The organism is Porphyromonas sp. HMSC077F02, from assembly GCF_001815465.1.
Lineage (GTDB): Bacteria > Bacteroidota > Bacteroidia > Bacteroidales > Porphyromonadaceae > Porphyromonas_A > Porphyromonas_A somerae.
The window spans coordinates 1-22056 of the sequence record NZ_KV820630.1 but is presented as its reverse complement, the minus strand read 5'-3'; the positions used below and the strand labels follow the sequence as shown (position 1 = coordinate 22056).

General features: G+C 46.0%; 35 protein-coding genes and 1 riboswitch. Of the genes, 33 read left to right on the top strand and 2 right to left on the bottom strand.

What is annotated here, in order from left to right:
• Positions 1 to 31 precede the first annotated feature (31 nt).
• Positions 32 to 673, bottom strand: coding sequence for a 3,4-dihydroxy-2-butanone-4-phosphate synthase (ribB, locus tag HMPREF3027_RS00870; RefSeq protein WP_070706373.1), 642 nt, complete (start codon positions 671 to 673; stop codon positions 32 to 34).
• A gap of 105 nt (positions 674 to 778) precedes the next feature.
• Positions 779 to 898: riboswitch (FMN riboswitch) on the bottom strand.
• Between the two features lie 665 nt (positions 899 to 1563).
• Positions 1564 to 1731, bottom strand: a complete 168-nt coding sequence (locus tag HMPREF3027_RS09560) for a hypothetical protein (protein ID WP_021902506.1) — start codon at positions 1729 to 1731, stop codon at positions 1564 to 1566.
• A 708-nt stretch (positions 1732 to 2439) separates the two neighbouring features.
• On the opposite strand from HMPREF3027_RS09560, the gene rpsL reads away from it, so the two are divergent.
• From rpsL to rplQ, 33 genes are all read left to right on the top strand, one after another.
• Positions 2440 to 2814 (top strand): 30S ribosomal protein S12, encoded by a 375-nt coding sequence (gene rpsL / locus HMPREF3027_RS00860; protein WP_018028961.1) that lies wholly within the window; start codon positions 2440 to 2442, stop codon positions 2812 to 2814.
• Positions 2815 to 3409: 595 nt separating this feature from the next.
• The gene (gene rpsG / locus HMPREF3027_RS00855; RefSeq protein WP_018028962.1) at positions 3410 to 3886 is read left to right on the top strand and encodes a 30S ribosomal protein S7; all 477 of its coding nucleotides are present in this window, start codon (positions 3410 to 3412) and stop codon (positions 3884 to 3886) included.
• 24 nt (positions 3887 to 3910) lie between these two features.
• Positions 3911 to 6034 carry an elongation factor G gene (gene fusA, locus HMPREF3027_RS00850; protein WP_070706371.1) on the top strand — a complete coding sequence of 708 codons (2124 nt, stop codon included), beginning with the start codon at positions 3911 to 3913 and terminating at the stop codon, positions 6032 to 6034.
• A 29-nt stretch (positions 6035 to 6063) separates the two neighbouring features.
• Positions 6064 to 6375, top strand: a complete 312-nt coding sequence (gene rpsJ, locus HMPREF3027_RS00845) for a 30S ribosomal protein S10 (protein ID WP_018028964.1) — start codon at positions 6064 to 6066, stop codon at positions 6373 to 6375.
• Between the two features lie 69 nt (positions 6376 to 6444).
• Positions 6445 to 7062 (top strand): 50S ribosomal protein L3, encoded by a 618-nt coding sequence (rplC, locus tag HMPREF3027_RS00840; RefSeq protein WP_021903024.1) that lies wholly within the window; start codon positions 6445 to 6447, stop codon positions 7060 to 7062.
• Between the two features lie 5 nt (positions 7063 to 7067).
• On the top strand, positions 7068 to 7700 hold the full coding sequence (gene rplD / locus HMPREF3027_RS00835; RefSeq protein WP_018028966.1) for a 50S ribosomal protein L4: 633 nt from the start codon (positions 7068 to 7070) through the stop codon (positions 7698 to 7700).
• Positions 7701 to 7730: 30 nt separating this feature from the next.
• Positions 7731 to 8027: a 50S ribosomal protein L23 gene (gene rplW / locus HMPREF3027_RS00830; protein ID WP_018028967.1), complete on the top strand. Its 297-nt coding sequence runs from the start codon at positions 7731 to 7733 to the stop codon at positions 8025 to 8027.
• Between the two features lie 6 nt (positions 8028 to 8033).
• Positions 8034 to 8867, top strand: coding sequence for a 50S ribosomal protein L2 (gene rplB / locus HMPREF3027_RS00825; protein WP_018028968.1), 834 nt, complete (start codon positions 8034 to 8036; stop codon positions 8865 to 8867).
• 45 nt (positions 8868 to 8912) lie between these two features.
• On the top strand, positions 8913 to 9179 hold the full coding sequence (gene rpsS / locus HMPREF3027_RS00820; protein ID WP_018028969.1) for a 30S ribosomal protein S19: 267 nt from the start codon (positions 8913 to 8915) through the stop codon (positions 9177 to 9179).
• 41 nt (positions 9180 to 9220) lie between these two features.
• Positions 9221 to 9628 carry a 50S ribosomal protein L22 gene (rplV, locus tag HMPREF3027_RS00815; RefSeq protein WP_018028970.1) on the top strand — a complete coding sequence of 136 codons (408 nt, stop codon included), beginning with the start codon at positions 9221 to 9223 and terminating at the stop codon, positions 9626 to 9628.
• A 26-nt stretch (positions 9629 to 9654) separates the two neighbouring features.
• Positions 9655 to 10401, top strand: a complete 747-nt coding sequence (gene rpsC / locus HMPREF3027_RS00810) for a 30S ribosomal protein S3 (protein ID WP_018028971.1) — start codon at positions 9655 to 9657, stop codon at positions 10399 to 10401.
• A gap of 47 nt (positions 10402 to 10448) precedes the next feature.
• Positions 10449 to 10868 (top strand): 50S ribosomal protein L16, encoded by a 420-nt coding sequence (rplP, locus tag HMPREF3027_RS00805; RefSeq protein WP_018028972.1) that lies wholly within the window; start codon positions 10449 to 10451, stop codon positions 10866 to 10868.
• Between the two features lie 28 nt (positions 10869 to 10896).
• The gene (gene rpmC / locus HMPREF3027_RS00800; protein WP_018028973.1) at positions 10897 to 11106 is read left to right on the top strand and encodes a 50S ribosomal protein L29; all 210 of its coding nucleotides are present in this window, start codon (positions 10897 to 10899) and stop codon (positions 11104 to 11106) included.
• A 15-nt stretch (positions 11107 to 11121) separates the two neighbouring features.
• Positions 11122 to 11379, top strand: a complete 258-nt coding sequence (gene rpsQ, locus HMPREF3027_RS00795) for a 30S ribosomal protein S17 (protein WP_018358870.1) — start codon at positions 11122 to 11124, stop codon at positions 11377 to 11379.
• A gap of 30 nt (positions 11380 to 11409) precedes the next feature.
• The gene (gene rplN, locus HMPREF3027_RS00790; RefSeq protein ID WP_018028975.1) at positions 11410 to 11775 is read left to right on the top strand and encodes a 50S ribosomal protein L14; all 366 of its coding nucleotides are present in this window, start codon (positions 11410 to 11412) and stop codon (positions 11773 to 11775) included.
• Positions 11776 to 11792: 17 nt separating this feature from the next.
• Entirely contained in the window at positions 11793 to 12113 is a 321-nt protein-coding gene (gene rplX / locus HMPREF3027_RS00785) for a 50S ribosomal protein L24 (protein WP_018028976.1), read from the top strand.
• Positions 12114 to 12137: 24 nt separating this feature from the next.
• A complete protein-coding gene (gene rplE / locus HMPREF3027_RS00780) occupies positions 12138 to 12689 on the top strand; it encodes a 50S ribosomal protein L5 (RefSeq protein ID WP_021903025.1) in 552 nt (183 codons plus the stop codon).
• Between the two features lie 18 nt (positions 12690 to 12707).
• Entirely contained in the window at positions 12708 to 12977 is a 270-nt protein-coding gene (gene rpsN / locus HMPREF3027_RS00775) for a 30S ribosomal protein S14 (protein WP_021903026.1), read from the top strand.
• A gap of 455 nt (positions 12978 to 13432) precedes the next feature.
• Positions 13433 to 13828, top strand: a complete 396-nt coding sequence (gene rpsH / locus HMPREF3027_RS00770) for a 30S ribosomal protein S8 (protein ID WP_021903027.1) — start codon at positions 13433 to 13435, stop codon at positions 13826 to 13828.
• 24 nt (positions 13829 to 13852) lie between these two features.
• Positions 13853 to 14407: a 50S ribosomal protein L6 gene (rplF, locus tag HMPREF3027_RS00765; RefSeq protein ID WP_018028980.1), complete on the top strand. Its 555-nt coding sequence runs from the start codon at positions 13853 to 13855 to the stop codon at positions 14405 to 14407.
• A gap of 25 nt (positions 14408 to 14432) precedes the next feature.
• Positions 14433 to 14777: a 50S ribosomal protein L18 gene (gene rplR / locus HMPREF3027_RS00760; RefSeq protein ID WP_021903028.1), complete on the top strand. Its 345-nt coding sequence runs from the start codon at positions 14433 to 14435 to the stop codon at positions 14775 to 14777.
• A gap of 24 nt (positions 14778 to 14801) precedes the next feature.
• A complete protein-coding gene (gene rpsE / locus HMPREF3027_RS00755; protein WP_018028982.1) occupies positions 14802 to 15308 on the top strand; it encodes a 30S ribosomal protein S5 in 507 nt (168 codons plus the stop codon).
• Between the two features lie 22 nt (positions 15309 to 15330).
• Positions 15331 to 15510, top strand: a complete 180-nt coding sequence (gene rpmD / locus HMPREF3027_RS00750) for a 50S ribosomal protein L30 (RefSeq protein ID WP_018028983.1) — start codon at positions 15331 to 15333, stop codon at positions 15508 to 15510.
• A 61-nt stretch (positions 15511 to 15571) separates the two neighbouring features.
• On the top strand, positions 15572 to 16015 hold the full coding sequence (rplO, locus tag HMPREF3027_RS00745) for a 50S ribosomal protein L15 (RefSeq protein WP_018028984.1): 444 nt from the start codon (positions 15572 to 15574) through the stop codon (positions 16013 to 16015).
• Between the two features lie 18 nt (positions 16016 to 16033).
• Complete coding sequence (gene secY / locus HMPREF3027_RS00740; RefSeq protein WP_018028985.1) at positions 16034 to 17359, top strand: preprotein translocase subunit SecY; 1326 nt, start codon at positions 16034 to 16036, stop codon at positions 17357 to 17359.
• A 29-nt stretch (positions 17360 to 17388) separates the two neighbouring features.
• The gene (map, locus tag HMPREF3027_RS00735) at positions 17389 to 18189 is read left to right on the top strand and encodes a type I methionyl aminopeptidase (RefSeq protein ID WP_018028986.1); all 801 of its coding nucleotides are present in this window, start codon (positions 17389 to 17391) and stop codon (positions 18187 to 18189) included.
• A 51-nt stretch (positions 18190 to 18240) separates the two neighbouring features.
• Complete coding sequence (gene infA, locus HMPREF3027_RS00730) at positions 18241 to 18459, top strand: translation initiation factor IF-1 (RefSeq protein ID WP_018028987.1); 219 nt, start codon at positions 18241 to 18243, stop codon at positions 18457 to 18459.
• 102 nt (positions 18460 to 18561) lie between these two features.
• Positions 18562 to 18678, top strand: coding sequence for a 50S ribosomal protein L36 (gene rpmJ / locus HMPREF3027_RS00725; protein ID WP_018028988.1), 117 nt, complete (start codon positions 18562 to 18564; stop codon positions 18676 to 18678).
• A 104-nt stretch (positions 18679 to 18782) separates the two neighbouring features.
• Positions 18783 to 19163, top strand: coding sequence for a 30S ribosomal protein S13 (gene rpsM, locus HMPREF3027_RS00720; RefSeq protein WP_018028989.1), 381 nt, complete (start codon positions 18783 to 18785; stop codon positions 19161 to 19163).
• 15 nt (positions 19164 to 19178) lie between these two features.
• On the top strand, positions 19179 to 19565 hold the full coding sequence (rpsK, locus tag HMPREF3027_RS00715) for a 30S ribosomal protein S11 (RefSeq protein WP_018028990.1): 387 nt from the start codon (positions 19179 to 19181) through the stop codon (positions 19563 to 19565).
• A 176-nt stretch (positions 19566 to 19741) separates the two neighbouring features.
• Positions 19742 to 20341: a 30S ribosomal protein S4 gene (gene rpsD, locus HMPREF3027_RS00710; protein WP_018028991.1), complete on the top strand. Its 600-nt coding sequence runs from the start codon at positions 19742 to 19744 to the stop codon at positions 20339 to 20341.
• 38 nt (positions 20342 to 20379) lie between these two features.
• The gene (locus tag HMPREF3027_RS00705; RefSeq protein WP_018028992.1) at positions 20380 to 21378 is read left to right on the top strand and encodes a DNA-directed RNA polymerase subunit alpha; all 999 of its coding nucleotides are present in this window, start codon (positions 20380 to 20382) and stop codon (positions 21376 to 21378) included.
• Between the two features lie 9 nt (positions 21379 to 21387).
• Positions 21388 to 21891, top strand: coding sequence for a 50S ribosomal protein L17 (gene rplQ / locus HMPREF3027_RS00700; RefSeq protein WP_018028993.1), 504 nt, complete (start codon positions 21388 to 21390; stop codon positions 21889 to 21891).
• Positions 21892 to 22056 lie beyond the last annotated feature (165 nt).

Sequence of the window (22056 nt, the reverse complement as noted above, 5' to 3'; positions counted from 1 at the left end):
AGCATTCTCCACTTGGTACGAAACGTTTGGTTTAGCGTTGGTGGTGCTGGCGGTAGGCTACGATATCTTCGATTGTGAGTACCGGCATATTGTGCGCTGCGCCAAACTTCTTGATCTCTGGTAGGCGTGCCATAGTACCATCCTCATTAGTTAGTTCACAGAGCACCGCTGTCTCGCCTAGGCCGGCGATAGAGACGATATCTATACTCCCCTCCGTGTGTCCTCGGCGCTCTAGTACGCCACCCTCCCTTGCACGAAGTGGGAATACATGCCCTGGGTGTACCAAGTCTTCAGGCTTTGCCCCTTTTCGAGCTGCCGTTGTGATCGTCACGTAGCGGTCTTTTGCCGATACCCCTGTCGTCACCCCCTCCTTCGCCTCTATTGAGATGGTGAAAGCGGTGTTATTGACGCATGTGTTGTGCTGTACCATCTGAGGCAGGTTGAGCTCTTGGCACTTCTTAGGCTTTAGGCATAGGCAGATGATACCGCTGCACTCGCGGATCATCAGTGCAATGCTTTGTGGCGTAAGCCGCTCAGTGGAAAAGATGATGTCGCCCTCATTCTCCCTATTTTCATCATCTACGAGGAGGATGCCCCGGCCATCCCTAAGAGCTTTTACGGCCGCTTGGATGCGTGCCTCAATTGCTGGAGAAATTGTGTTGGTTTGTTCCATTTCTTTTTGTGTTACTATTAGATTATAAATTGACGAGGATCTATGGTACACAAAAGCAGATGGGCCAACACTGTAGAGCCGAAGCCTCAAATAGGTCAGCGGCATCTTGATTCGAATACCATCCGGACTATCACCGTCGGTTATGGAATTTCACCATATCAGTCCCGCTAGGGAGTTGTGGACTATACCACCGGTAAGGAATTACACCTCTCCTCTTGAATCAATCTCAAAGGTACAAAGATTTTCAATATCCTGTTTGGACGTAAGCCGAAAATCAGTGATCACGCATTACTGTTGTGCGAATGATCATATACAAGTTGTTGAGGATAATGGAGTAAGAACCTCGGCAGAGGTCCCTCTTAAATAGGCACAGGTCGGAGGGGCGTTAGCCCCGAACGACCTGTGTGCAAGAGCATATTCACCACCCCCTTGACCCCGGCTGAGGGGTCAGACCTAGAGATAGGGTTGTCCGACCCACAAGAGGTCGTGGGTTTTGATCGCCTTCGTGCAACAGTCTCTAGAGACGAAAACGTTGTCCTCCTCTGCCAGCAGTCGGTTTTCCTCGTTCCATATTAGCTTGCGCTCTCCGACTGTGCTGTCTTTATGTCTGTGGTCATCATTAGTGATTGTTCCTTTCAATAGAATTTTTTTCAGAAAGATTAGAGTTCTTATCTGTAATCCAAAGATACCTAACAAGAAAAATAAGTGCAATTACAGCTGAAATATTAGGAATAATCTGTTCGATAATGAAGGTTATTAAACTCACAGATGTCGACATAGAGAGTAAGTCAAAAATCGACATGAACAGTATCATAAATGCAGAATATGTTAGAATCAAGGTTATAACAACCTTAATTAGTATGAAATAATTTTTGCGACTGTTGCACATTTTAGTTTAGACGTTTTAGATTGACTTTTTGCTGATTTTCGTCTTGTCTAGCTTGGAAAATCGCCTTGCTATTTGATTTTTTTCCTCTGCAAAGGCTCCAATTATGAGCTTTTACAACCGCATGGATGCGTGCCTCAATTGCTGGAGAAATTGTGTTGGGTTGTTCCATTTCTTTTTTTGTGTTACTATATTAGATTGTAAATTTGCGAGGATCTATGGTACACAAAAGCAGATGGGCCAATACTATAGAGCCTAAGCCTCAAATAGGTCAGTGGCATCTTGATTCGAATACGATCCGGACTATCACCGTCGGTTATGGAATTTCGCCATATCAGTCCCACTCGGGGAGTTGTGGACTATACCACCAGTAAGGAATTACACCTCTCCTCTTGTGTCAATCTCAAAGGTACAAAGATTTTCAATCCCCTTCTTGGAAGTGAGCCGAAAACTTGGTTAATAGAGGGTTGAAAAAGTGCCCTTCGCAACCTTCTGAAATACAATGCTATATAAATGCCTTAACCGAGATGCAACTAAGCAATCGGCGAGATGCAACTCGGCAAATGGTTAGTTGCATCTCGCCGATTGCTTAGTTGCATCTCCACTTTCACCCTACTAGCATAGAAGTTTTTTGGTGTTGCTAAGAGGTACATATTTATCCTAGATGAGATGCCCGACCCGAAGGAGACGAATGGTAATTGATTGGAAAATAATCAGTAAATTGCACTAGTAATTCAATCTGTGGATAGATTTAATCGGCTATTTACTTGGTAGTTATCAAATTTTATCGTACCTTTGCCCACCGATATGGTATACCTCGCTCATAGTGGGTGAGAGTCTGCTATAGAGGTAGATAATTTGTTTAATAAGATAGGATAAGATGCCAACGATTCAACAATTGGTCCGTAAGGGACGTGCGACAATTGAGGAGAAAGGGAAGAGCCCAGCTTTGGATAGCTGTCCACAGCGTCGGGGCGTGTGTGTACGTGTGTACACTACTACGCCTAAGAAGCCTAATTCAGCTATGCGTAAGGTGGCTCGTGTGCGTCTCACCAATGGTAAGGAGGTGAACTCCTACATCCCAGGTGAGGGTCATAACCTTCAGGAGCACTCTATCGTACTAGTGCGTGGTGGTCGTGTGAAAGACCTTCCAGGTGTGCGTTATCACATCGTGCGTGGTGCACTAGATACAGCAGGGGTGAATGGTCGTACACAACGCCGTAGTAAGTATGGTGTAAAGCGCCCTAAGAAGTAATTCAAGCGATAGCTAGTTTTAGCTGGGTGCAAAGAGAGCCCTCGTAGTAGCACAGTGGTGTTACCGCCAAATGAGAAGAAGAGGGAATACAAAAAGACATTGACTTTATGAGATGGTGACGAGGTGTCCATCGGTCTGAAACGGTGGAATCTCTGCTGAGAGCCAGGGCTACCTAAGTGTAGCAGGGTGTCACTATAGTATCCGGAGCTAGCCCAATGATCAATATTTTGGTTGGGTGTCGCCAAGGTTGAGCTTACACATTATATACAGTGTAGGTAAGACAAGCCAAGATGGCTAGGCGGAGTGGGTCGGAAGACTAGCTAGGCAAAGGAGAAGATGCGTAAGAGAGGAGAGCTCACAAGTGAGGTGGATGCTCCCTAGAAGTGGTCTTAAGATAAAGACTAAGGGGGAAAGATAACGAAGTGTGGGTTGTCTATTTTCAAGCTTACGGTGAAGACCGTAAGTGCAATCAAAACAAATACTGATTTGGTCTTGGCGCCTTACAAAGGCGGTACTAGTAAGTAAGCAGAGGAATGGCTGTGGCTGGTACTACGGTAAGGACTGCAAGACAATGATACTTTTTTTGTAGCATAATATGAGAAAAGCGAAGCCAAAGAAGAGGCAACTATTGCCAGATCCAGTGTACAATGATGTCGCTGTGACTAGATTCGTCAACCACATGATGTATGATGGTAAGAAGAATCTATCCTTTGAGATCTTTTACGGTGCACTAGAGATCGTAAAGAATAAAATGGCTAATGAGGAGAAGACTCCTCTAGAGATCTGGAAGACCGCTCTCGAGAACATCACTCCACAGGTGGAGGTGAAGACTCGTAGAATTGGTGGTGCCAACTTCCAGGTGCCTACTGAGATCAGACCTGAGCGCAAGGAGTCTATCTCAATGAAAAATATGATCCTATTCGCTCGCAAGCGTGGCGGTAAGACGATGGCTGATAAGCTATCCGCTGAGATCATGGACGCTTACAACCAGCAGGGTGGTGCCTTTAAGCGTAAGGAGGATATGCACCGTATGGCTGAGGCTAACCGTGCATTTGCTCACTTTAGATTCTAAAGAATAGAAAGGAAACAACAAGAGATGGCTAATAAGACACATTTAGAGCGTACAAGAAATATCGGTATCATGGCGCATATTGATGCCGGTAAAACTACTACATCGGAGCGTATCCTATTCTATACTGGTCTTACTCACAAGATCGGTGAGGTACACGACGGTGCAGCAACTATGGACTGGATGGCACAGGAGCAGGAGCGTGGTATTACTATTACCAGTGCTGCAACCACTGCTTTCTGGAACTATCATAACGAAAAATATAAGATCAACCTTATTGACACTCCCGGACACGTGGACTTTACCGTGGAGGTGGAGCGCTCACTACGTGTACTCGATGGTACTGTAGCTGCTTTCTGTGCAGTGAGTGGTGTACAGCCACAGAGTGAGACCGTATGGCGTCAGGCAGATAAGTACAAGGTGCCTAGAATCGCTTATGTCAATAAGATGGACCGTAGCGGTGCTAACTTCTATGAGGTAGTACGTCAGCTCAAAGATATGCTTGGTGCACATGCTGTGCCAATTCAGGTGCCAATCGGTGCTGAGGAGACTTTCAAGGGAGTTGTGGATCTCGTAACGATGAAGGCTCTTGTATGGCACGATGAGGAAATGGGGTCACACTATGATACCATGGAAATCCCTGAGGATGTAAAGGCAGATGCCGAGGAGTGGCGTGAGAAGATGCTGGAGAGCCTTGCTGAGGTAGATGAGGCACTTATGGAGAAGTACTTTGACGATCCATCCACTATCACTGAGGATGAGATTCGTGCGGCAATCCGTAAGGGTACCATTTCTATGGAGATCAATCCAGTGATCTGTGGTACTTCATTTAAGAATAAGGGTGTACAGCCATTGCTTGACTGTGTGTGCGCTTACCTTCCTAGCCCACTAGATACTCCTACAATAGAGGGTACCGACCCACGTGATCCTGAGAAGGTGATTGTGCGTCAGGTAGATGAGGATGAGCCACTTTGTGCGCTTGCCTTTAAGATCGCTACCGACCCTTATGTAGGTCGTCTCTGCTTCTTCCGTGTTTACTCTGGTAAGCTAGAGGCAGGTAGCTACGTATATAATAGCCGTAGCGAGAAGAAGGAGCGTATCAGCCGACTATTCCAGATGCACTCAAATAAGCAAAATCCTATGGAGCTTATTAATGTGGGTGATATCGGAGCCGGTGTCGGCTTTAAGGATATCCGCACAGGTGATACCCTTTGTGATGAGGAGCACCCTATTACACTTGAGAGTATGGACTTCCCAGATCCAGTGATTGGTATCGCAGTGGAGCCTAAGACTCAGAAGGATATGGATAAGCTCGGAATCGGGCTGGCTAAGCTGGCTGAGGAGGATCCAACCTTTACCGTGAAGACTAATGAGGAGACTGGCCAAACCGTGATTAGCGGTATGGGTGAGCTACACCTTGAGATTATTATCGACCGTCTGAAGCGTGAGTTCAAGGTAGAGTGTAATCAAGGCCGTCCACAAGTTAGCTACAAGGAGGCGATCTCTGAGGCTGTTGAGCTTCGTGAGGTGTACAAGCGCCAGACTGGTGGTCGCGGTAAGTTCGCCGATATCATCGTACGCCTAGAGCCTAAGGATAAGGACTTTGAGGGTGACCTACAGTTTATCGACGAGGTGAAGGGTGGTAATATTCCACGTGAGTATATTCCAAGCGTGCAGAAGGGTTTTGAGCGTGCTATGAAGAATGGTGTGCTTGCAGGCTATCCTATGGATGGACTAAAGGTGACCTTGCTTGACGGCTCTTTCCACCCAGTGGACTCTGACCAGCTTTCGTTTGAGGTGTGTGCTATCCAAGCCTTTAAGAATGGTTGCGCCAAGGCACATCCAGTGCTTCTCGAGCCTATTATGAAGGTAGAGGTGGTAACCCCTGAGGAGAGCATGGGTGATGTGATTGGTGACCTCAATAAGCGTCGTGGTCAGGTAGAGGGTATGGAGACTCACCGCAATGGTGCCCGTATCGTAAAGGCCAAGACCCCACTTGCTGAGATGTTTGGCTATGTGACTGCCCTCCGTACCATTACGAGTGGTCGTGCGACAAGTACTATGACCTTTAGCCACTTTGAGGAGATGTCGACCTCTAATGCCAAGGCCGTACTAGAGGAGGTAGATGGACACGTAGAGCTCCTTAAGTAATAGATAATAAAGAGAATCATTGCAAGCATATGAATCAAGTCATTAGAATCAAGATTAAGTCTTACGACCATACATTGGTTGATAAGTCGGCCGAGCAGATTGTCAAGGCAGTAGAGCCTACGGGAGTGACTGTGCGTGGACCTATTCCATTGCCTACTCGTAAGCGTATCTTCACCGTAAACCGCTCTACTTTCGTGAATAAGAAGAGCCGTGAGCAATTCCAGCTTTCTACCTACAAGCGCCTCATCGACATTGTCAATGCAGGTACCAATACAGTAGATGCTTTGGCTCGCTTGGTACTCCCAAGTGGTGTGGAGATTGAGATCAAGACAGATATCTAATTATAGAGAGGTCTGTCTTACAAGAGATAAAAGTTATATTGTAAACCAAACCAATAAGTTGAGACTGAAATGCCAGGATTAATAGGAAAAAAAGTCGGAATGACATCCGTATTCAGTGCCGAGGGGAAGAATATCCCATGCACTGTTATCGAAGTAGGTCCTTGTGTGGTAACTCAGGTAAAGACTAGTGAGGTGGATGGCTATGAGGCAATCCAATTGGGCTTCGAGGATAAAAAGGAGAAGCACACCAATAAGGCTGAGCAAGGCCACTTCGCTAAGGCTGGAGTAACCCCCAAGAGACACTTGGCCGAGTTCAATAATTTTGACAAGGAGTACAAGTTGGGTGATGTAATCAATGCCGAAATCTTCAATGACGTCGCTTATGTCGATGTTATCGGTACCTCTAAGGGTAAAGGATTTCAGGGTGTTGTTAAGCGCCACAACTTTGGCGGTGTGGGCCAGACAACCCACGGTCAAAAGAATAGGCTCAGAGCACCTGGATCTATCGGAGCGTGTGCTACACCCTCTAAGGTAGTGAAGGGTATGAGGATGGCAGGTCAAGATGGTAACCGCCGTGTGACCATTGAGAACCTACGTGTGATTAAAGTGCTCCCAGAGCAAAATGCCCTTGTGGTAAAGGGTAGTGTGCCAGGAGCAAAAGGTACCATCTTATTAGTAAATATCTAAGCGATATGGAATTAAATGTATTGAACATCAACGGTCAGGAGACCGGACGTAAGGTAACTCTAGATGCTTCTGTATTTGGAGTTGAGCCTAATGATCATGTCATTTATCTAGACGTGAAGCGCTACTTAGCTAATAAGAGACAAGGTACTCACAAGACTAAGGAGCGTGCTGAAGTGGCCTTCAGTACCCGCAAGCTCTTCCGCCAAAAAGGTACAGGTGGAGCACGTAGAGGTAGTATTAAGAGCCCTCTACTAAGAGGCGGTGGTACAGTATTTGGCCCACGTCCACGTGACTATGAACAAAAGGTAAATAAAAAGGTAAAGCAACTGGCTCGTATCTCTGCACTAAGCCGCAAGGCAAGTGCCAATGAGATTACAGTGGTAGAGGATTTCTCTTTTGATGCTCCTAAGACCAAGCAATTTGCATCGGTACTTAAAGCACTCAAGATTGATGGACAAAAGAGCCTAGTGCTACTAGGTGGGATCGATAATACCCTCCTACTATCAGCACGTAATATCCCTACTGTAAATGTGATGCAAGCAGAGGACGTGAGCACTTACAATCTACTTGATGCTAAGCAACTCGTATTGACTGAGAGTGCACTCACCATGCTGACTGACCTACTAGCAAAGAAGTAACGGGACACTTTAGAGAGATAAATAAATAGTATGAGAGGTATTTTATTACAACCTATTATTACTGAAAAGTTGACGGACATCACCGAACAGATGCCCAATCGCTATGGCTTCAAAGTGGCTCGTAATGCAAATAAGACCGCTATCAAGGAGGCTGTAGAGAAGATGTACGACGTAGACGTGGTAAGCGTCAACACCATCAACTATGATGGAAAGCGCATGCAGCGATATACCAAGGGTGGTCTTATCGTAGGGAAAAAGCCTGCGTTCAAAAAGGCAATCGTAACACTTAAAGAGGGTCAAGTGATAGACTTCTTTAGTAACATTTGATAAGAAATGGGAATACGTAAATTAAAGCCCACTACGCCTGGGCAAAGACATAAGATTATCGGTGCATTTGATAAAGTCACTAAAAGTACACCGGAGAAGTCTCTAATCGCATCGAAGAAAAAAACCGGTGGGCGTAACAATACCGGTAAGATGACGATGCGCTATATCGGTGGCGGTCACAAGAAGCAGTACCGTATCATCGATTTCAAGAGAAGGAAAGATGGTATTCCTGCGACAGTAAAAGCTATCGAGTACGATCCAAATAGATCAGCTCGTATCGCACTTCTTTACTACGCTGATGGTGAGAAGGCTTATATCCTAGCTCCTGATGGGCTAGAGGTAGGAAGGACTGTACTGTCCGGAGAGGATGCAGCTCCAGAGGTGGGTAATGCCCTTCCTCTAGGCAAGATCCCTGTAGGTACTGTGATCCACAATATTGAGCTTCGTCCTGGCCAAGGTGCTAAGATGGTGCGTAGTGCAGGCTCATTTGCTCAGCTCACCTCTCGTGAGGGGACCTATGTGGTGATCAAGATGCCTAGTGGTGAGGTACGCCGTATCCTCGCAGCTTGTAAAGCTACTGTAGGTAGTGTGGGCAACTCTGACCACGCCCTAGAGAGAAGTGGTAAGGCTGGACGTACTCGCTGGATGGGTCGCCGTCCACGCGTTCGTGGTGTAGCGATGAACCCAGTAGATCACCCAATGGGTGGTGGTGAAGGTCGTGCGTCGGGTGGTCACCCACGTAGCCGTACTGGTCTGTATGCTAAGGGTCTGAAGACTCGTGCACCTAAGAAGCACTCCTCTAAGTATATCATTGAGGGTCGTAAGAAGAAGCGTAAGTAATCGCTTTAGGTAAGTATTGAACCAACTTAATGTACTAATAAAGATATGAGTCGTTCACTAAAAAAAGGACCCTACATCGAGCTTAAGCTAGAGAAGCGAGTACTTGAGATGAATGAGAGTGGCAAGAAAAGTGTCATCAAGACATGGAGCCGTGCATCAATGATTTCACCCGACTTCGTAGGGCATACAATAGCTGTACACAATGGGAATAAGTTTATCCCAGTGTTTATAACTGAGAATATGGTAGGACACAAGCTAGGTGAATTTGCACCTACTCGTACCTTCCGTGGACACAGTGGTAATAGAAAGTAACCCCACCACGGGACATTAAATAAAATTAGATAGTAACTAATATGGGTAAAAGGAAGAAGCTAGCCGCTGAGCAACGCAAAGAGGCACGCAGTACTCAGTACTTTGCTAGGCTTGTCAATATCCCTTCCTCTCCACGTAAGATGCGTTTGGTAGCGGATATGGTACGTGGTATGGAGGTGAATAAAGCTCTTGGCGTACTTAGATTTTCAAGCAAGCAGGCGGCTACACCAATGGAGAAGCTACTACGTAGCGCCATCTCTAATTGGGAACAAAAGAATGGCCGTCAGGCAGACGAAGGAGAACTATATATCTCCAAGATTTATGTGGATGAGAGCATGACGCTAAAGCGCCTCCGTCCAAGAGCTCAAGGTAGAGGTTGTAGAATCCGTAAGAGAAGCAACCACTTGACGATTTATGTAGATACACTTCCCAATGCGGAAGAGATTTAAGCACATTCTAAGCAAATAATTTGTAGATGGGACAAAAGACAAATCCAATAAGCAATCGCTTAGGAATCATTAGGGGCTGGGACTCTAATTGGTTCGGCAAGAAAAGTGATCTCGCCGACACTCTCCTAGAGGATTATAAGCTTCGCACCTATATCGAGGCTCGCCTCTCTCGTGCAAGTGTATCTAGGGTAGTCATTGAGCGTACACTCAAACTAGTCACAATCACTATCTGCTCAGCACGCCCAGGCCATATCATCGGCCGTGGTGGCTCTGAGGTGGATAAGCTACGTGAGGAGCTCAAGCGCTTTACTGACAAGGAGGTGCAGATCAATATTTTTGAGATCCGTAGGCCTGACGTAGACGCCAAGATCGTGGCTGAGAATATCGCACGCCAGCTAGAAGGCCGTATGAACTATCGTAGAGCAGTAAAGCAGGCCATTGGTAATGCTATGCGCTCAGGTGCTGAGGGAATTAAGATTCAGCTAAGCGGTAGGCTCAATGGAGCTGAGATGGCACGTAGCGAGATGTTTAAGGAGGGACGTACTCCACTCCACACACTCCGTGCAGATATCGACTATGCTCTTGAGGAGGCACGTACCAAGGTGGGTGCCATCGGTGTAAAAGTGTGGATCTGCCACGGTGAGGTATACGGTAAGCGTGACCTTGCTCCTGACTTCACACAGCAGCGTGACAATCGCCCACGTCGCGATGGTGGTCGTGGTGGCCGTGGTGGTCGCCGTAGAGGCAATCGTGGCGGACGTAATGAGCGCTAAGCTACTGCACGCTAAGGAAGTATAAAATTGAAGATAAGACATAAGATATGTTACAACCAAAAAAGACCAAGTTCAGAAGGCAGCAAAAGGGTCGTATGAAGGGTGATGCCCAGCGTGGTAATCAGCTTGCGTTTGGCTCTTTCGGCATCAAGTCGCTACAGACTTGCTGGATTACTGGTCGCCAAATAGAGGCGGCACGTATCGCTGTGACTAGATATATGCAACGTCAAGGTCAGGTGTGGGTACGTATTTTCCCTGATAAGCCTATCACTGCTAAGCCAGCAGAGGTGCGTATGGGTAAGGGTAAAGGTAACCCTGAGGGCTTCGTAGCTCCTGTAACTCCTGGACGTATGCTATTTGAGGTAGAGGGTGTGAGCTATGAGGTAGCAAAAGAGGCACTTCGCCTCGCTGCTCAAAAGCTCCCAGTGACCACAAAGTTTGTGGTTCGCCGTGACTATGAATTTTAATTTCTGTACTGTATATAAGTAATTAGGTATGAAGAGTAATGAACTAAGAGACCTCACGGTACAGGAGCTAAAAGAGAGAATCGAGACAGAGACTGTAAGGTATCAGAGGATGCAGCTCCAGCATAGAGTAACCCCTCTCGATAAGCCTTCATCGCTCAATGACCAGCGAAAGTTGGTAGCACGTCTCCGTACCGTCCTCAACGAGAAGAGCGTTGAGCAAGGAAGTATTAACGATTAAGAGTCGCTCTAAGAGATGGAAAAGAGAAGTTTAAGGAAGGTAAGACAAGGCGTCGTCTCTAGTAATAAGATGGATAAGTCTGTCACAGTAGCTGTGAAGTGGAAGGAGAAACACCCTATCTACGGAAAGTTTGTGAATAAGACCAAGAAATTCCACGCACACGACGAGAATAACGAGTGCAACGAAGGGGACACCGTTAGGATTATGGAGACTCGACCACTAAGCCGTACCAAGCGCTGGAGAGTGATCCAGATCGTAGAGAGAGCGAAGTAATAATATTGCAGATTTGTAGAGTAATCTATTATGATACAACAAGAGTCTAGACTAGCTGTAGCTGATAATAGCGGTGCTAAAGAGGTGCTCTGTATTCGCGTGCTAGGTGGTACTCGTCGCAGATATGCTTCGATCGGTGATGTGATCGTGGTGTCTGTAAAGAGTGCAATCCCTGGTAGTGATGTGAAGAAGGGGGCAGTATCGAAGGCATTGATCGTAAGGACCAAAAAGGAGATCCGACGTCCAGATGGATCGTACATCCGTTTCGATGAGAATGCGTGTGTACTCCTAAATGCTGCTGGTGATATCCGTGCTACCCGTATCTTTGGTCCTGTAGCACGTGAGATACGTGCCGTGAATATGAAGGTTGTCTCACTTGCACCTGAGGTGCTTTAATATAGAAAGGAAAGACAATGGCAAAATTTCATATAAAGAAGGGCGATACCGTATTTATTAATGCGGGTGATGACAAGGGTAAGACTGGCCGAGTTTTGAAGGTGGATACCAAGAAGAACCGAGCTATCGTAGAGGGACGAAATATGATCACTAAGAGGACTAAGCCAAGTGCTCAGCACCCTCAAGGTGGTATGGTGCACAAAGAGGCATCTATTCATATCTCCAACCTCAACCCCGTAGATCCTAAGACTGGGGCTCCTACTCGTGTGGGACGTCGTAGAAATGACGATGGTAAGCTTGAGCGCTATGCCAAAAAGTCTGGTGAGCTACTGAAGTAATAAATGCTAATAGCTGAAAGAGAGATGGCTACAGATAATTTGAAAAAGGACTATAATGAGCGTATTGTGCCACTGCTGATGAAGCAATTTGGCTACAGTAGTGTGATGCAGGTGCCTTCCCTTACCAAAATCGTGGTAAATCAAGGTCTAGGTGCTGCAACGGGCGATAAGAAGCTGATCGAGATAGCTCAAGGTGAGCTAGCCTTGATCACTGGTCAAAAACCAGTAGTGACCTACTCCAAAAAGGATATCTCTAATTTTAAGCTCCGTAAGGGTATGCCTATCGGTGTGATGGTAACGCTGAGGAGAGAGAAGATGTATGAGTTCCTGGAGAGGCTGATCCGTATCGCACTACCTCGTATTCGTGACTTCAAGGGTGTAGAGAGCCGCCTAGATGGTAGAGGTAACTATACCCTAGGTGTGACAGAGCAAATTATTTTCCCTGAGATTAATCTTGATAGTGTTACCAAGATTATGGGTATGAATATCACCTTTGTCACTTCTGCCAAGACGGACGAGGAGGGATTTGCACTCCTAAAGGAGTTTGGAATCCCTTTCAAGAAGAAAGAAAACTAAGGAAGGATAGAGAGCAATATGGCAAAAGAATCAATGAAGGCGCGTGAGCGCAAAAGAGCTAAGCTAGTGGAGAAGTATGCTGAGAAGCGTGCTAAGCTAAAGGCTGAGGGCGACTACGAAGGTCTCCAGAAGCTACCTAAAAATGCTAGCCCTGTGCGACTTCACAACCGCTGCAATATCACTGGTAGACCAAAGGGATATATGAGACTTTTTGGAATCTCAAGAATTCAGTTTCGCGAGATGGCATCAAAGGGGCTTATCCCAGGGGTGAAGAAGGCCAGCTGGTAACTATCAATGAGTATAGAGAGACCCATAGATTACCTGCCAAGTGTTGGAGGGTAAGTGCTGTGCAAAATAACTACGCTGAGTCTTGATAAGTACTCGGGCGTAGTTATTTTTGAACATCACAGTGCAGGGTCTTCTACTTATTTTAGCAACACTAATACTGATTGCCATCTTCCCGTAACGAGCGGGTGAAGAGCTGGCGATTGAGTGTTATTTGGAGATATCGCTAGATATTTGTACCTTTGTGCCTATCAAAGAGTTGAGAGATGTATCGCTATCGGTTCTGATTGAGCAGAGCTGATGCGTTATTTCGCATCAATTTGATGGTATGTGGTGGTGCTTAAAAGTTTATGACGTACAGCAATACCACAAGAGAGTGAAAAAGTGTATGTAAATATTGTCTGAGGTAGCTGTGTTGGTTCACTCTATTTTCAGATTAATTTCAACAACTTATTTTTATGACAGATCCAATATCTGACTATTTAACTCGCTTGCGCAATGCTATTATGGCAAAGCATAGAGTGGTGGAAATCCCAGCGAGTAACATCAAAAAGGAGATGACAAAGATCCTTTTTGAGAAGGGGTATATTCTCAATTACATGTTTGATGAGAGTGGCCCTCAAGGAACTATCAAGATTGCTCTTAAGTACGATGTAGTATCTAAGAAAAATGCAATCAAGAAACTGGAGCGTGTATCGCGTCCAGGACTTCGTCGTTATGTAGGCTATCAGGATATGCCTAGAGTCCTTAATGGGCTTGGTATCGCTATCCTATCTACTAGCCAAGGTGTGATGACCAATAAGGAGGCTGCAGACCGTAAGATCGGTGGTGAAGTGCTCTGCTATATTTATTAATCTTAATAGGAAAGGAACAAAGTTATGTCAAGAATTGGAAATTTGCCCATTTCTATCCCTAACGGTGTCACTGTCACTATTAAGGATAATGTAGTGGTAGTAAAGGGCCCTAAGGGAGAGCTTTCTCAGAAAGTTGATCCACGTATCAAAATCAAGGAAGAGGAGAATGTGCTACACTTCTCAACTACCAATGGTACTAAGGAGGAGAGTGCGTTGCACGGACTTTATCGCTCGCTAGTACACAACATGGTGGTGGGTGTATCCGAGGGATATACTAAGACACTTGAGTTGATTGGTGTAGGATTTAGAGCTTCTAATGAGGGACAGCTACTTGAGCTATCAGTAGGCTACTCTCACCCTATCTTCCTGCTACTGCCACCAGAGATCAAGGTGGAGACCAAGATGGAGCGTAATAAGGCTCCACTCGTAACACTTTCTTCGGCCGATAAGCAACTGCTTGGTCAAGTTTGTGCTAAGATCCGTACATTCCGTAAGCCAGAGCCATATAAGGGTAAGGGTATCAAGTTTGTCGGTGAGTACATCCGTAGGAAGTCTGGTAAGACTGCAGCAGCTAAGTAATCACACTTTTGGATATTCGTAATCTATGATAACTAAGAAGGAAAGAAGATTAAAGATCAAGGCACGTGTGCGTAAAAACCTACACGGTACTGCTGAGAGACCTAGGCTGACTGTATTTAGAAGTAATAAGCAGATCTATGCACAGGTAATTGACGATGTGGAGGGAAAGACTCTCGTAGCATTCGACTCTAAGATGCTAGAGGATAAGCTACCAAAGAAGGAGCTGGCCGAGAAGGTGGGCGAGGCTTTGGGTAAGAAGGCTGTAGAAGCAGGTATCGAGACGGTCGTTTTTGATCGTAATGGCTACCTCTACCACGGACGTGTCAAGGAGCTGGCAGAGGGTGCTAGGAAAGCAGGATTGAAGTTCTAACACAACCATAAGTACAGTAAAGATATGAAGAGAATTAACTCTGTAAGTGGTCTCGAACTAAAGGAGAGATTGGTGGCGATTAACCGTGTGACCAAGGTGACAAAGGGTGGTCGTACCTTTACACTTGCTGCTATGGTAGTGGTAGGTGATGAAAATGGAATTATCGGCTATGGCCTAGGTAAGGCAGGCGAAGTGAGTGTGGCTATTCAGAAGGCTACAGAGGCCGCCAAGAAAAACCTTATCAAGGTGCCTGTACACAAAGGGACTATACCTCACGAGCAGTCAGCTAAGTTTGGCGGTGCACGTGTGATGCTAAAGCCTGCATCAGAGGGTACTGGAGTAGTAGCTGGTGGTGCAATGCGTGCCGTATTGGAGAGCGTTGGAGTGACCGATGTGCTAGCAAAGAGCAAGGGGTCGAGTAACCCTCATAACCTTGTTAAGGCTACCATTGAAGCACTAAGTGAGATGCGTGATCCACTCGAGGTGGCTAAGATACGTGGTATCTCGGTAGAGAAAGTATTTAAGGGATAAGTAAGAGTACACATATAGTAATATGGAGACTATAAAGATTAAGCAAGTGCGAAGTCGCATTCGTTGTCCAAAGGATCAAAAGGCAGCTCTTGATGCTCTTGGACTTAAGAAACTTAATAGGGTGGTTGAGCTTCCTAGAAATGAGGCTGTACTCGGAAATATCAAGAAGGTACACCACCTAGTTGAGGAAATTAAGGATTAATCTAGTGCGTGATTCTCCTTTTAGGGAGAAGCACCCAACTAATTAAAGATATATATTAGATATGAACCTATCAAATTTGAAGCCCGCAAATGGGGCTACAAAAAGTCGCAGAAGGATTGGTCGCGGTCCCGGTAGCGGCATGGGTGGCACTTCTACAAGAGGTCACAAGGGAGCAAAGAGCCGCTCAGGCTACAAGGCAAAGTTTGGCTTTGAGGGTGGTCAGATGCCACTTCAGCGTCGTTTGCCAAAGTTTGGATTCCGCAATCCCAATAGAGTAGAGTATACTCCTGTCAATCTTGGTGCTATCGAGGTACTTGCCCAGAAGGGTATTACTGAGATCGGACAAGCAGAGCTAGTAGCTGCAGGTCTTGTGCACAAAGACGACAAGGTTAAGCTACTCGGTATGGGCGAGCTTACCACTAAGGTGAAAGTGACAGTTCACGCTGCCTCCAAGAGTGCCAAAGAGGCAATGGAGAAGGCAGGTGCAGAACTGGTGTTACTGTAAATATAGAGAAGAGTACCGATGAAATTTGTTCAGACACTCCGGAATATCTGGAAGATAGAAGATCTCAAACAGCGTATTATCACTACGGTGTGGCTGATTATCATCTATCGTCTAGGTACCCATATCGTATTGCCAGGGATTGATCCATCTGGCCTAGTAGCACTCAAGGATCAGACCCGAGGTGGTGTGATGGCACTTCTTGATATGTTTTCAGGTGGTGCCTTCAGTAACGCTTCGGTGATGGCACTTGGTATTATGCCATATATCTCTGCTTCCATTGTGATGCAGCTGATGGCTATCGTAGTGCCTAGTATCCAAAAAATGCAGAGAGAAGGTGAAAGTGGTCGCCGTAAGATCAATCAGTGGACACGCTATCTCACCATCGCCATTCTATTGGTTCAGGGTCCAGTTTATCTGATCAACCTCAACCACCAGCTGATGGCTGCAGGTAGTTCAATGCCTACTGGCTTCTGGTTTAGCTTTTCAAGCACCATCTTCATGGCAGCCGGCTCTATGTTTGCACTTTGGCTAGGTGAGCGTATTACTGATAAGGGTATTGGTAATGGAGTTTCTTTTATCATCCTTGTAGGTATTTTAGCTCGTTTCCCAATGGCAATTACTCAGGAGTTCGTGCTAAGGTTTAATAATCCAGGTGGTATCTTCCTATTCCTCCTCGAGATCTTAATCCTACTAGTGGTGATTGCAGGTGCGATTATGCTCGTTCAGGGTACTCGCCGTGTGCCAGTACAGTATGCCAAGCGTACGGTAGGTAACCGTATGTATGGTGGAGCACGCCAGTATATCCCTCTCAAAGTGAATGCTGCGAATGTGATGCCGATCATCTTTGCTCAGGCTATCATGTTTATCCCTGTGACGTTGTTCCCAGCAATGACCTCTAAGTCTACTTTTTGGCAAGGCTTTGCTACGGGTCAGAGCTTCTGGTACAATTTCACTTTCGCTATTCTGATCATCCTCTTTACCTATTTCTACACTGCGGTTACCATCAATCCATCACAGATGGCTGATGAGTTGAAGCGCTCCAATGGATTTATTCCAGGTGTGAAACCAGGTAAACCAACCAAGGAGTTCTTGGATAGTGTGATGAGTAAGATTACTCTTCCAGGCGCGTTGTTCCTAGCTATTGTGGCTATCCTGCCTGCTTTTGCACGTCTCTTTGGCGTCTCAGCGCAGTTTAGTTCATTCTTTGGCGGTACCTCACTGATCATTCTTGTAGGTGTGGTATTGGATACGCTCCAGCAAGTGGAGAGTCACCTACTACAGCATCACTATGATGGACTACTTGAGACAGGACGTATCAAGGGTCGCTCGGGAAATCTGTATTAATATCTTAAACAATTGCGATAAGGACTGATATGTTTGAGAGAAGAAAGATTTACCTAAAGACAGCAGAGGAGATCGAAAAACTCTATCGTGCCAATCAATTGGTAGGTATGACACATGGCGAGCTAGCAAAGCATATTAAGCCAGGGGTGACCACTAAGGAGTTGGATAAGATAGCTTACGAATTTATCTGCGACCATGGTGCGAAACCAGCTTTCTTAGGATATTCTGGTTTCCCTGCTTCTCTCTGTACCTCTATCAATGAATATGTGGTACATGGTATTCCCTCCGAGACAGCGGTGCTCAAAGAGGGGGATATCATCAGTGTGGATTGTGGTACAATCTTAGATGGATTTGTAGGGGATAGTGCTTTCACCTTTCCCGTAGGAGAAGTCTCAGACGAGGTCAAGGGCCTTTTGCGTACTACCCATGATTCTCTCTATGTAGGCATCGAAGCCGCTGTAGTGGGAAAGCGTATCGGTGATATCGGCAATGCAGTCCAGACCTACTGCGAGAAGCGTGGCTACTCTGTAGTTAGGGAGTTCACTGGTCATGGCATTGGTCACTCAATGCACGAGGCTCCTAATGTCCCTAATTATGGCCGGCGTGGTACAGGAGCTAAGATTGAAGAAGGGCTTTGCATTTGCATAGAGCCGATGATCAATCTAGGGAGTAAAAACGTAGTCATTTATGACGATGGTTGGACTACCCGCACCAAGGACCGTAAACCCTCTGCTCACTTTGAGCATTGCATCGCTATTGTAGATGGCAAGGCCAAGATTATGAGTAGCTTCGAATTTATCAAAGAAGCTCTTGGTGGCCTTCCATTCTAAGCACTGTAAGATATTGATATTGATTAATCACTAAAAGAAAGGTATTTATTTATGGCTAAACAACCAGCAATAGAGCAAGATGGAGTAATTCTAGAGGCATTGTCCAACGCTATGTTTAAGGTGGAGCTCGACAATGGCCACCAGATTACCGCTCATATATCTGGTAAGATGCGGATGCACTATATTCGTATTCTTCCTGGAGACCGTGTAAAGGTAGAAATGTCGCCTTACGATCTATCCAAAGGGCGTATCTCTTACCGCTACAAGTAAAACTGTGCAAGGTTGAAGACCATATTATTTCAAGTTTATACACACAACACTACCCGTGCGAGGCATGTGAGCCACTAGTGGGTATCAAAAGAAATAGAGATTATGAAGGTTAGAACATCTTTGAAGAAGCGTACCCCCGATGATAAGATTGTCCGTCGCAAGGGTCGTCTTTATATCATTAACAAGAAGAACCCCAAGATGAAGCAGCGTCAAAACTAATCCCCCTCACCCCTTCGAGGGTGTAGATGGATAGTGTAGGCGTGTGATCTTTATCGGGTCAATTGACTAAGAGAGTTACACTTAACTAACAACTATAGTATTATATGGCAATAAGAATTGTTGGTGTCGACCTGCCCCAGAATAAGCGTGGAGCTATCGCCCTTACCTATATTTATGGTATCGGGAGAAGTGCTGCTGCTACTATTCTTGATAAAGCAGGAGTAGACCCAAACATTAAAGTGCAAGACTGGACAGACGACCAAGCTGCCGCTATTCGTGAGATCATCTCGAATAATTATAAGGTAGAGGGTGATCTCCGTAGTGAGACACAGCTTAATATCAAGCGCCTTATGGATGTCGGCTGCTATCGTGGTATCCGTCACCGTATTGGTCTGCCCTTACGTGGACAGTCAACTAAAAACAACGCTCGTACTCGCAAAGGACGTAGAAAGACCGTTGCGAATAAGAAGAAAGCTACTAAGTAAGACTAGGAAGAAAACATGGCTAAGAAAACTGCTACTAAGAAGAGAAAAGTACAGGTGGATCCTATTGGACAGGCACATATCCACTCTTCCTTCAATAACATTATCATTACCCTTACCAATAACCAAGGGCAAGCAATCTCCCAATCTAGTGCTGGAAAGATGGGGTTCCGTAGTTCGAAGAAGAACACTCCCTACGCAGCACAGATGGCAGCAGAAGACTGTGCTAAGGTGGCCTATGATGCCGGTTTGAGGAAAGTGACCGTATATGTAAAGGGTCCAGGTAATGGCCGTGAGAGTGCTATCCGCACTATCCACGGAGCAGGTATTGAGGTGATGGAGATTGTAGATGTGACGCCACTTCCACACAATGGATGTCGCCCTCCAAAGCGTCGTAAGCCTTAATTGGCTTGCTTCACTTCCCTTGTTTCAACGACACTTTGTCGTACGCAAGAGAGATTATATATTAGAATGAGGCTTCTCTGCATTCATACTAATGGATTGGTTGCACTTCTGCACCTTCCGACGCAGCTGTGCAGAGCTAGTTTCATGGTTACTAATTATTTTTATTACTATTTATAATGGCAAGATATACAGGTCCAAAAGCCAGGATTAATCGCAAGTTTGGAGAGCCAATCTTTGGCAATGCCAAATCGAAGAAAACTTACCCAGCTGGTCAGCACGGCAATTCTCGCCGTAGCAAGACTTCAGAGTATGGGTTGCAGCTGCGCGAAAAACAGAAGGCTAAATACACCTATGGCGTACTAGAGCGCCAGTTCCGCAACCTCTACGAGCGTGCTTCTCGTATGCCTGGTGTGCGTGGTGAGGTGTTGATTCAGCTTCTAGAGCGTCGTCTCGACAATGTCGTTTTCCGTCTAGGTCTAGCTCGTTCGCGCAACGCTGCTCGTCAGCTTGTTAATCATGGACACATCGTAGTAGATGGTCAGGTAGTTGATATCCCTTCATATACTGTTTCTGAGGGTCAGACTATTGGCATCCGCGAGCGCTCCAAGTCGCTAGCTATTGTATCTGAAGCAGTTCAGGTACTTGCACACAATCAGTACCCATGGCTCGAGTGGGATGGAGCTTCTATGACTGGTCGCTTCCTCCACATTCCAGAGCGTGCTGATATCCCTGAGACCATCAAGGAGCAGCTCATCGTCGAGCTCTACTCCAAGTAATGATGTCCCATTTTCACCTTTAATATTAGAGAAGAGATATGGCTTTAATCGCATTCCAAAAACCAGAAAACGTGCTTATGCTCGAGGGTACTGCTACACATGGCAAGTTCGAGTTTAAGCCACTTGAGCCAGGCTATGGCATGACTATAGGTAATGCTCTTCGACGTATTTTGCTCTCCAGCCCTGAGGGCTTTGCCATCAATAGCATCAAGATTGATGGGGTAGAGCATGAGTTTGCAACCATACCAGGTGTCATAGAGGACGTCACCAACATCATCCTGAACCTCAAGAAGATTCGCCTCAAGCAGGTGACCCCAGGAGAAGTTGGCGAGACTGCTGTTATCAAAGTCAATGGTAAGAGCAGCGATACCTTTACAGGGAAAGAGATTTCAGAGGGACTTAAGAGCTTTGAGGTCCTCAATAAGGATCAGCTTATTTGTCGGTTAGATAAGTCAGCTTCCTTCAGTATCCAATTGACCATTGATCAAGGTCGTGGCTGGATCCCAGCTTCGGATATTGCAGAGAGCTTCGACGACCCATTACAGATTGCTATTGATGCTATCTATACACCTATTCTCAACGTAAAGATTGCTGTAGAGAATACACGTGTGGGTCAGAAGACCGATTACGATAAGCTTTTGATTGAGATTGATACCGATGGCTCCATTCATCCAAAAGAGGCACTGAAGAATGCTGCTCATCTGCTGATTCAGCACCTAGAGCTATTCAGCGATGAGTATTTCTCAGTAGACCTTGAGTCTGAGCAAGAGGAGGAAGACTTTGACGAGAATACCCTAATGACTCGTCAGCTTCTCAAGAATAGGCTAGAGGATGTAGAGCTATCAGTGAGAGCATTCAATTGCCTACGTGCTGCAGGCGTGCTCACCCTTGGTGACCTCGTCAAGTACAGTCGTAGCGAGCTCCTCAAGTTCAGAAACTTCGGTAAGAAGTCTCTCAACGAGGTAGATGAATTGCTCGATAACCTTGGGCTCACCTTTGGAATGGACCTTTCGAAGTACAAACTAGACAACGAGTAAAATTATATAATGAGACATAATAAGAAATTCAATCCGCTCGGTCGTACAGCTTCTCACCGTCAGGCGATGCTCTCCAATATGGCTAACTCCCTTATTGAGCACAAGAGAATCATCACGACCCTAGCCAAAGCTAAGGCACTCAAGGTGTATGCAGAGCCACTCATCACCACCGCGATAAAGAATGGCGAGAGTGTGCACGCACGTCGTATAGTATTCCAAAAGCTGCAGAATCGCAATTCCGTAGTAGAGCTATTTGGCCCTATCAGCGAGAAGGTTGGCGATCGCCCAGGAGGTTACCTTCGTATCCTCAAGATTGGTCGTCGTCAGGGAGATGATGCTATGATGTGTTTGATCGAGTTCGTTGACTTCAATGAAGACCGCGTTAAGCAGGATAAGAAGTCTTCAACTGCAGGTAAGACCCGTCGTACCCGTCGTAGCCGCAAGAAGAGTGCCGATGCTCCAGAGACCCAAGCACAGGAGTCAGAAGAGAGTAAGAGCGAGGCTGCAGAGTAATCAAGCAACAAGCTAAGTGTAACTCACAGGAGAGAGGTAAGTGTCCACCGACACTCACCTCTCTCTTTTTTTGCCTTGTCGGATGGGGTGACTTATCGGACAAGTCGGACAAGTCGGACGGGTCGGACAAGTCGATACTGTCCCAAAAAAGTGTGTAAGCCCCAA

Coding starts and splice junctions, on each gene's coding strand:
- ribB (WP_070706373.1), bottom strand. CDS start 673: ATGGAACAAACCAACACAATTTCTCCAGCAATTGAGGCACGCATCCAA.
- HMPREF3027_RS09560 (WP_021902506.1), bottom strand. CDS start 1,731: ATGGAACAACCCAACACAATTTCTCCAGCAATTGAGGCACGCATCCAT.
- rpsL (WP_018028961.1), top strand. CDS start 2,440: ATGCCAACGATTCAACAATTGGTCCGTAAGGGACGTGCGACAATTGAG.
- rpsG (WP_018028962.1), top strand. CDS start 3,410: ATGAGAAAAGCGAAGCCAAAGAAGAGGCAACTATTGCCAGATCCAGTG.
- fusA (WP_070706371.1), top strand. CDS start 3,911: ATGGCTAATAAGACACATTTAGAGCGTACAAGAAATATCGGTATCATG.
- rpsJ (WP_018028964.1), top strand. CDS start 6,064: ATGAATCAAGTCATTAGAATCAAGATTAAGTCTTACGACCATACATTG.
- rplC (WP_021903024.1), top strand. CDS start 6,445: ATGCCAGGATTAATAGGAAAAAAAGTCGGAATGACATCCGTATTCAGT.
- rplD (WP_018028966.1), top strand. CDS start 7,068: ATGGAATTAAATGTATTGAACATCAACGGTCAGGAGACCGGACGTAAG.
- rplW (WP_018028967.1), top strand. CDS start 7,731: ATGAGAGGTATTTTATTACAACCTATTATTACTGAAAAGTTGACGGAC.
- rplB (WP_018028968.1), top strand. CDS start 8,034: ATGGGAATACGTAAATTAAAGCCCACTACGCCTGGGCAAAGACATAAG.
- rpsS (WP_018028969.1), top strand. CDS start 8,913: ATGAGTCGTTCACTAAAAAAAGGACCCTACATCGAGCTTAAGCTAGAG.
- rplV (WP_018028970.1), top strand. CDS start 9,221: ATGGGTAAAAGGAAGAAGCTAGCCGCTGAGCAACGCAAAGAGGCACGC.
- rpsC (WP_018028971.1), top strand. CDS start 9,655: ATGGGACAAAAGACAAATCCAATAAGCAATCGCTTAGGAATCATTAGG.
- rplP (WP_018028972.1), top strand. CDS start 10,449: ATGTTACAACCAAAAAAGACCAAGTTCAGAAGGCAGCAAAAGGGTCGT.
- rpmC (WP_018028973.1), top strand. CDS start 10,897: ATGAAGAGTAATGAACTAAGAGACCTCACGGTACAGGAGCTAAAAGAG.
- rpsQ (WP_018358870.1), top strand. CDS start 11,122: ATGGAAAAGAGAAGTTTAAGGAAGGTAAGACAAGGCGTCGTCTCTAGT.
- rplN (WP_018028975.1), top strand. CDS start 11,410: ATGATACAACAAGAGTCTAGACTAGCTGTAGCTGATAATAGCGGTGCT.
- rplX (WP_018028976.1), top strand. CDS start 11,793: ATGGCAAAATTTCATATAAAGAAGGGCGATACCGTATTTATTAATGCG.
- rplE (WP_021903025.1), top strand. CDS start 12,138: ATGGCTACAGATAATTTGAAAAAGGACTATAATGAGCGTATTGTGCCA.
- rpsN (WP_021903026.1), top strand. CDS start 12,708: ATGGCAAAAGAATCAATGAAGGCGCGTGAGCGCAAAAGAGCTAAGCTA.
- rpsH (WP_021903027.1), top strand. CDS start 13,433: ATGACAGATCCAATATCTGACTATTTAACTCGCTTGCGCAATGCTATT.
- rplF (WP_018028980.1), top strand. CDS start 13,853: ATGTCAAGAATTGGAAATTTGCCCATTTCTATCCCTAACGGTGTCACT.
- rplR (WP_021903028.1), top strand. CDS start 14,433: ATGATAACTAAGAAGGAAAGAAGATTAAAGATCAAGGCACGTGTGCGT.
- rpsE (WP_018028982.1), top strand. CDS start 14,802: ATGAAGAGAATTAACTCTGTAAGTGGTCTCGAACTAAAGGAGAGATTG.
- rpmD (WP_018028983.1), top strand. CDS start 15,331: ATGGAGACTATAAAGATTAAGCAAGTGCGAAGTCGCATTCGTTGTCCA.
- rplO (WP_018028984.1), top strand. CDS start 15,572: ATGAACCTATCAAATTTGAAGCCCGCAAATGGGGCTACAAAAAGTCGC.
- secY (WP_018028985.1), top strand. CDS start 16,034: ATGAAATTTGTTCAGACACTCCGGAATATCTGGAAGATAGAAGATCTC.
- map (WP_018028986.1), top strand. CDS start 17,389: ATGTTTGAGAGAAGAAAGATTTACCTAAAGACAGCAGAGGAGATCGAA.
- infA (WP_018028987.1), top strand. CDS start 18,241: ATGGCTAAACAACCAGCAATAGAGCAAGATGGAGTAATTCTAGAGGCA.
- rpmJ (WP_018028988.1), top strand. CDS start 18,562: ATGAAGGTTAGAACATCTTTGAAGAAGCGTACCCCCGATGATAAGATT.
- rpsM (WP_018028989.1), top strand. CDS start 18,783: ATGGCAATAAGAATTGTTGGTGTCGACCTGCCCCAGAATAAGCGTGGA.
- rpsK (WP_018028990.1), top strand. CDS start 19,179: ATGGCTAAGAAAACTGCTACTAAGAAGAGAAAAGTACAGGTGGATCCT.
- rpsD (WP_018028991.1), top strand. CDS start 19,742: ATGGCAAGATATACAGGTCCAAAAGCCAGGATTAATCGCAAGTTTGGA.
- HMPREF3027_RS00705 (WP_018028992.1), top strand. CDS start 20,380: ATGGCTTTAATCGCATTCCAAAAACCAGAAAACGTGCTTATGCTCGAG.
- rplQ (WP_018028993.1), top strand. CDS start 21,388: ATGAGACATAATAAGAAATTCAATCCGCTCGGTCGTACAGCTTCTCAC.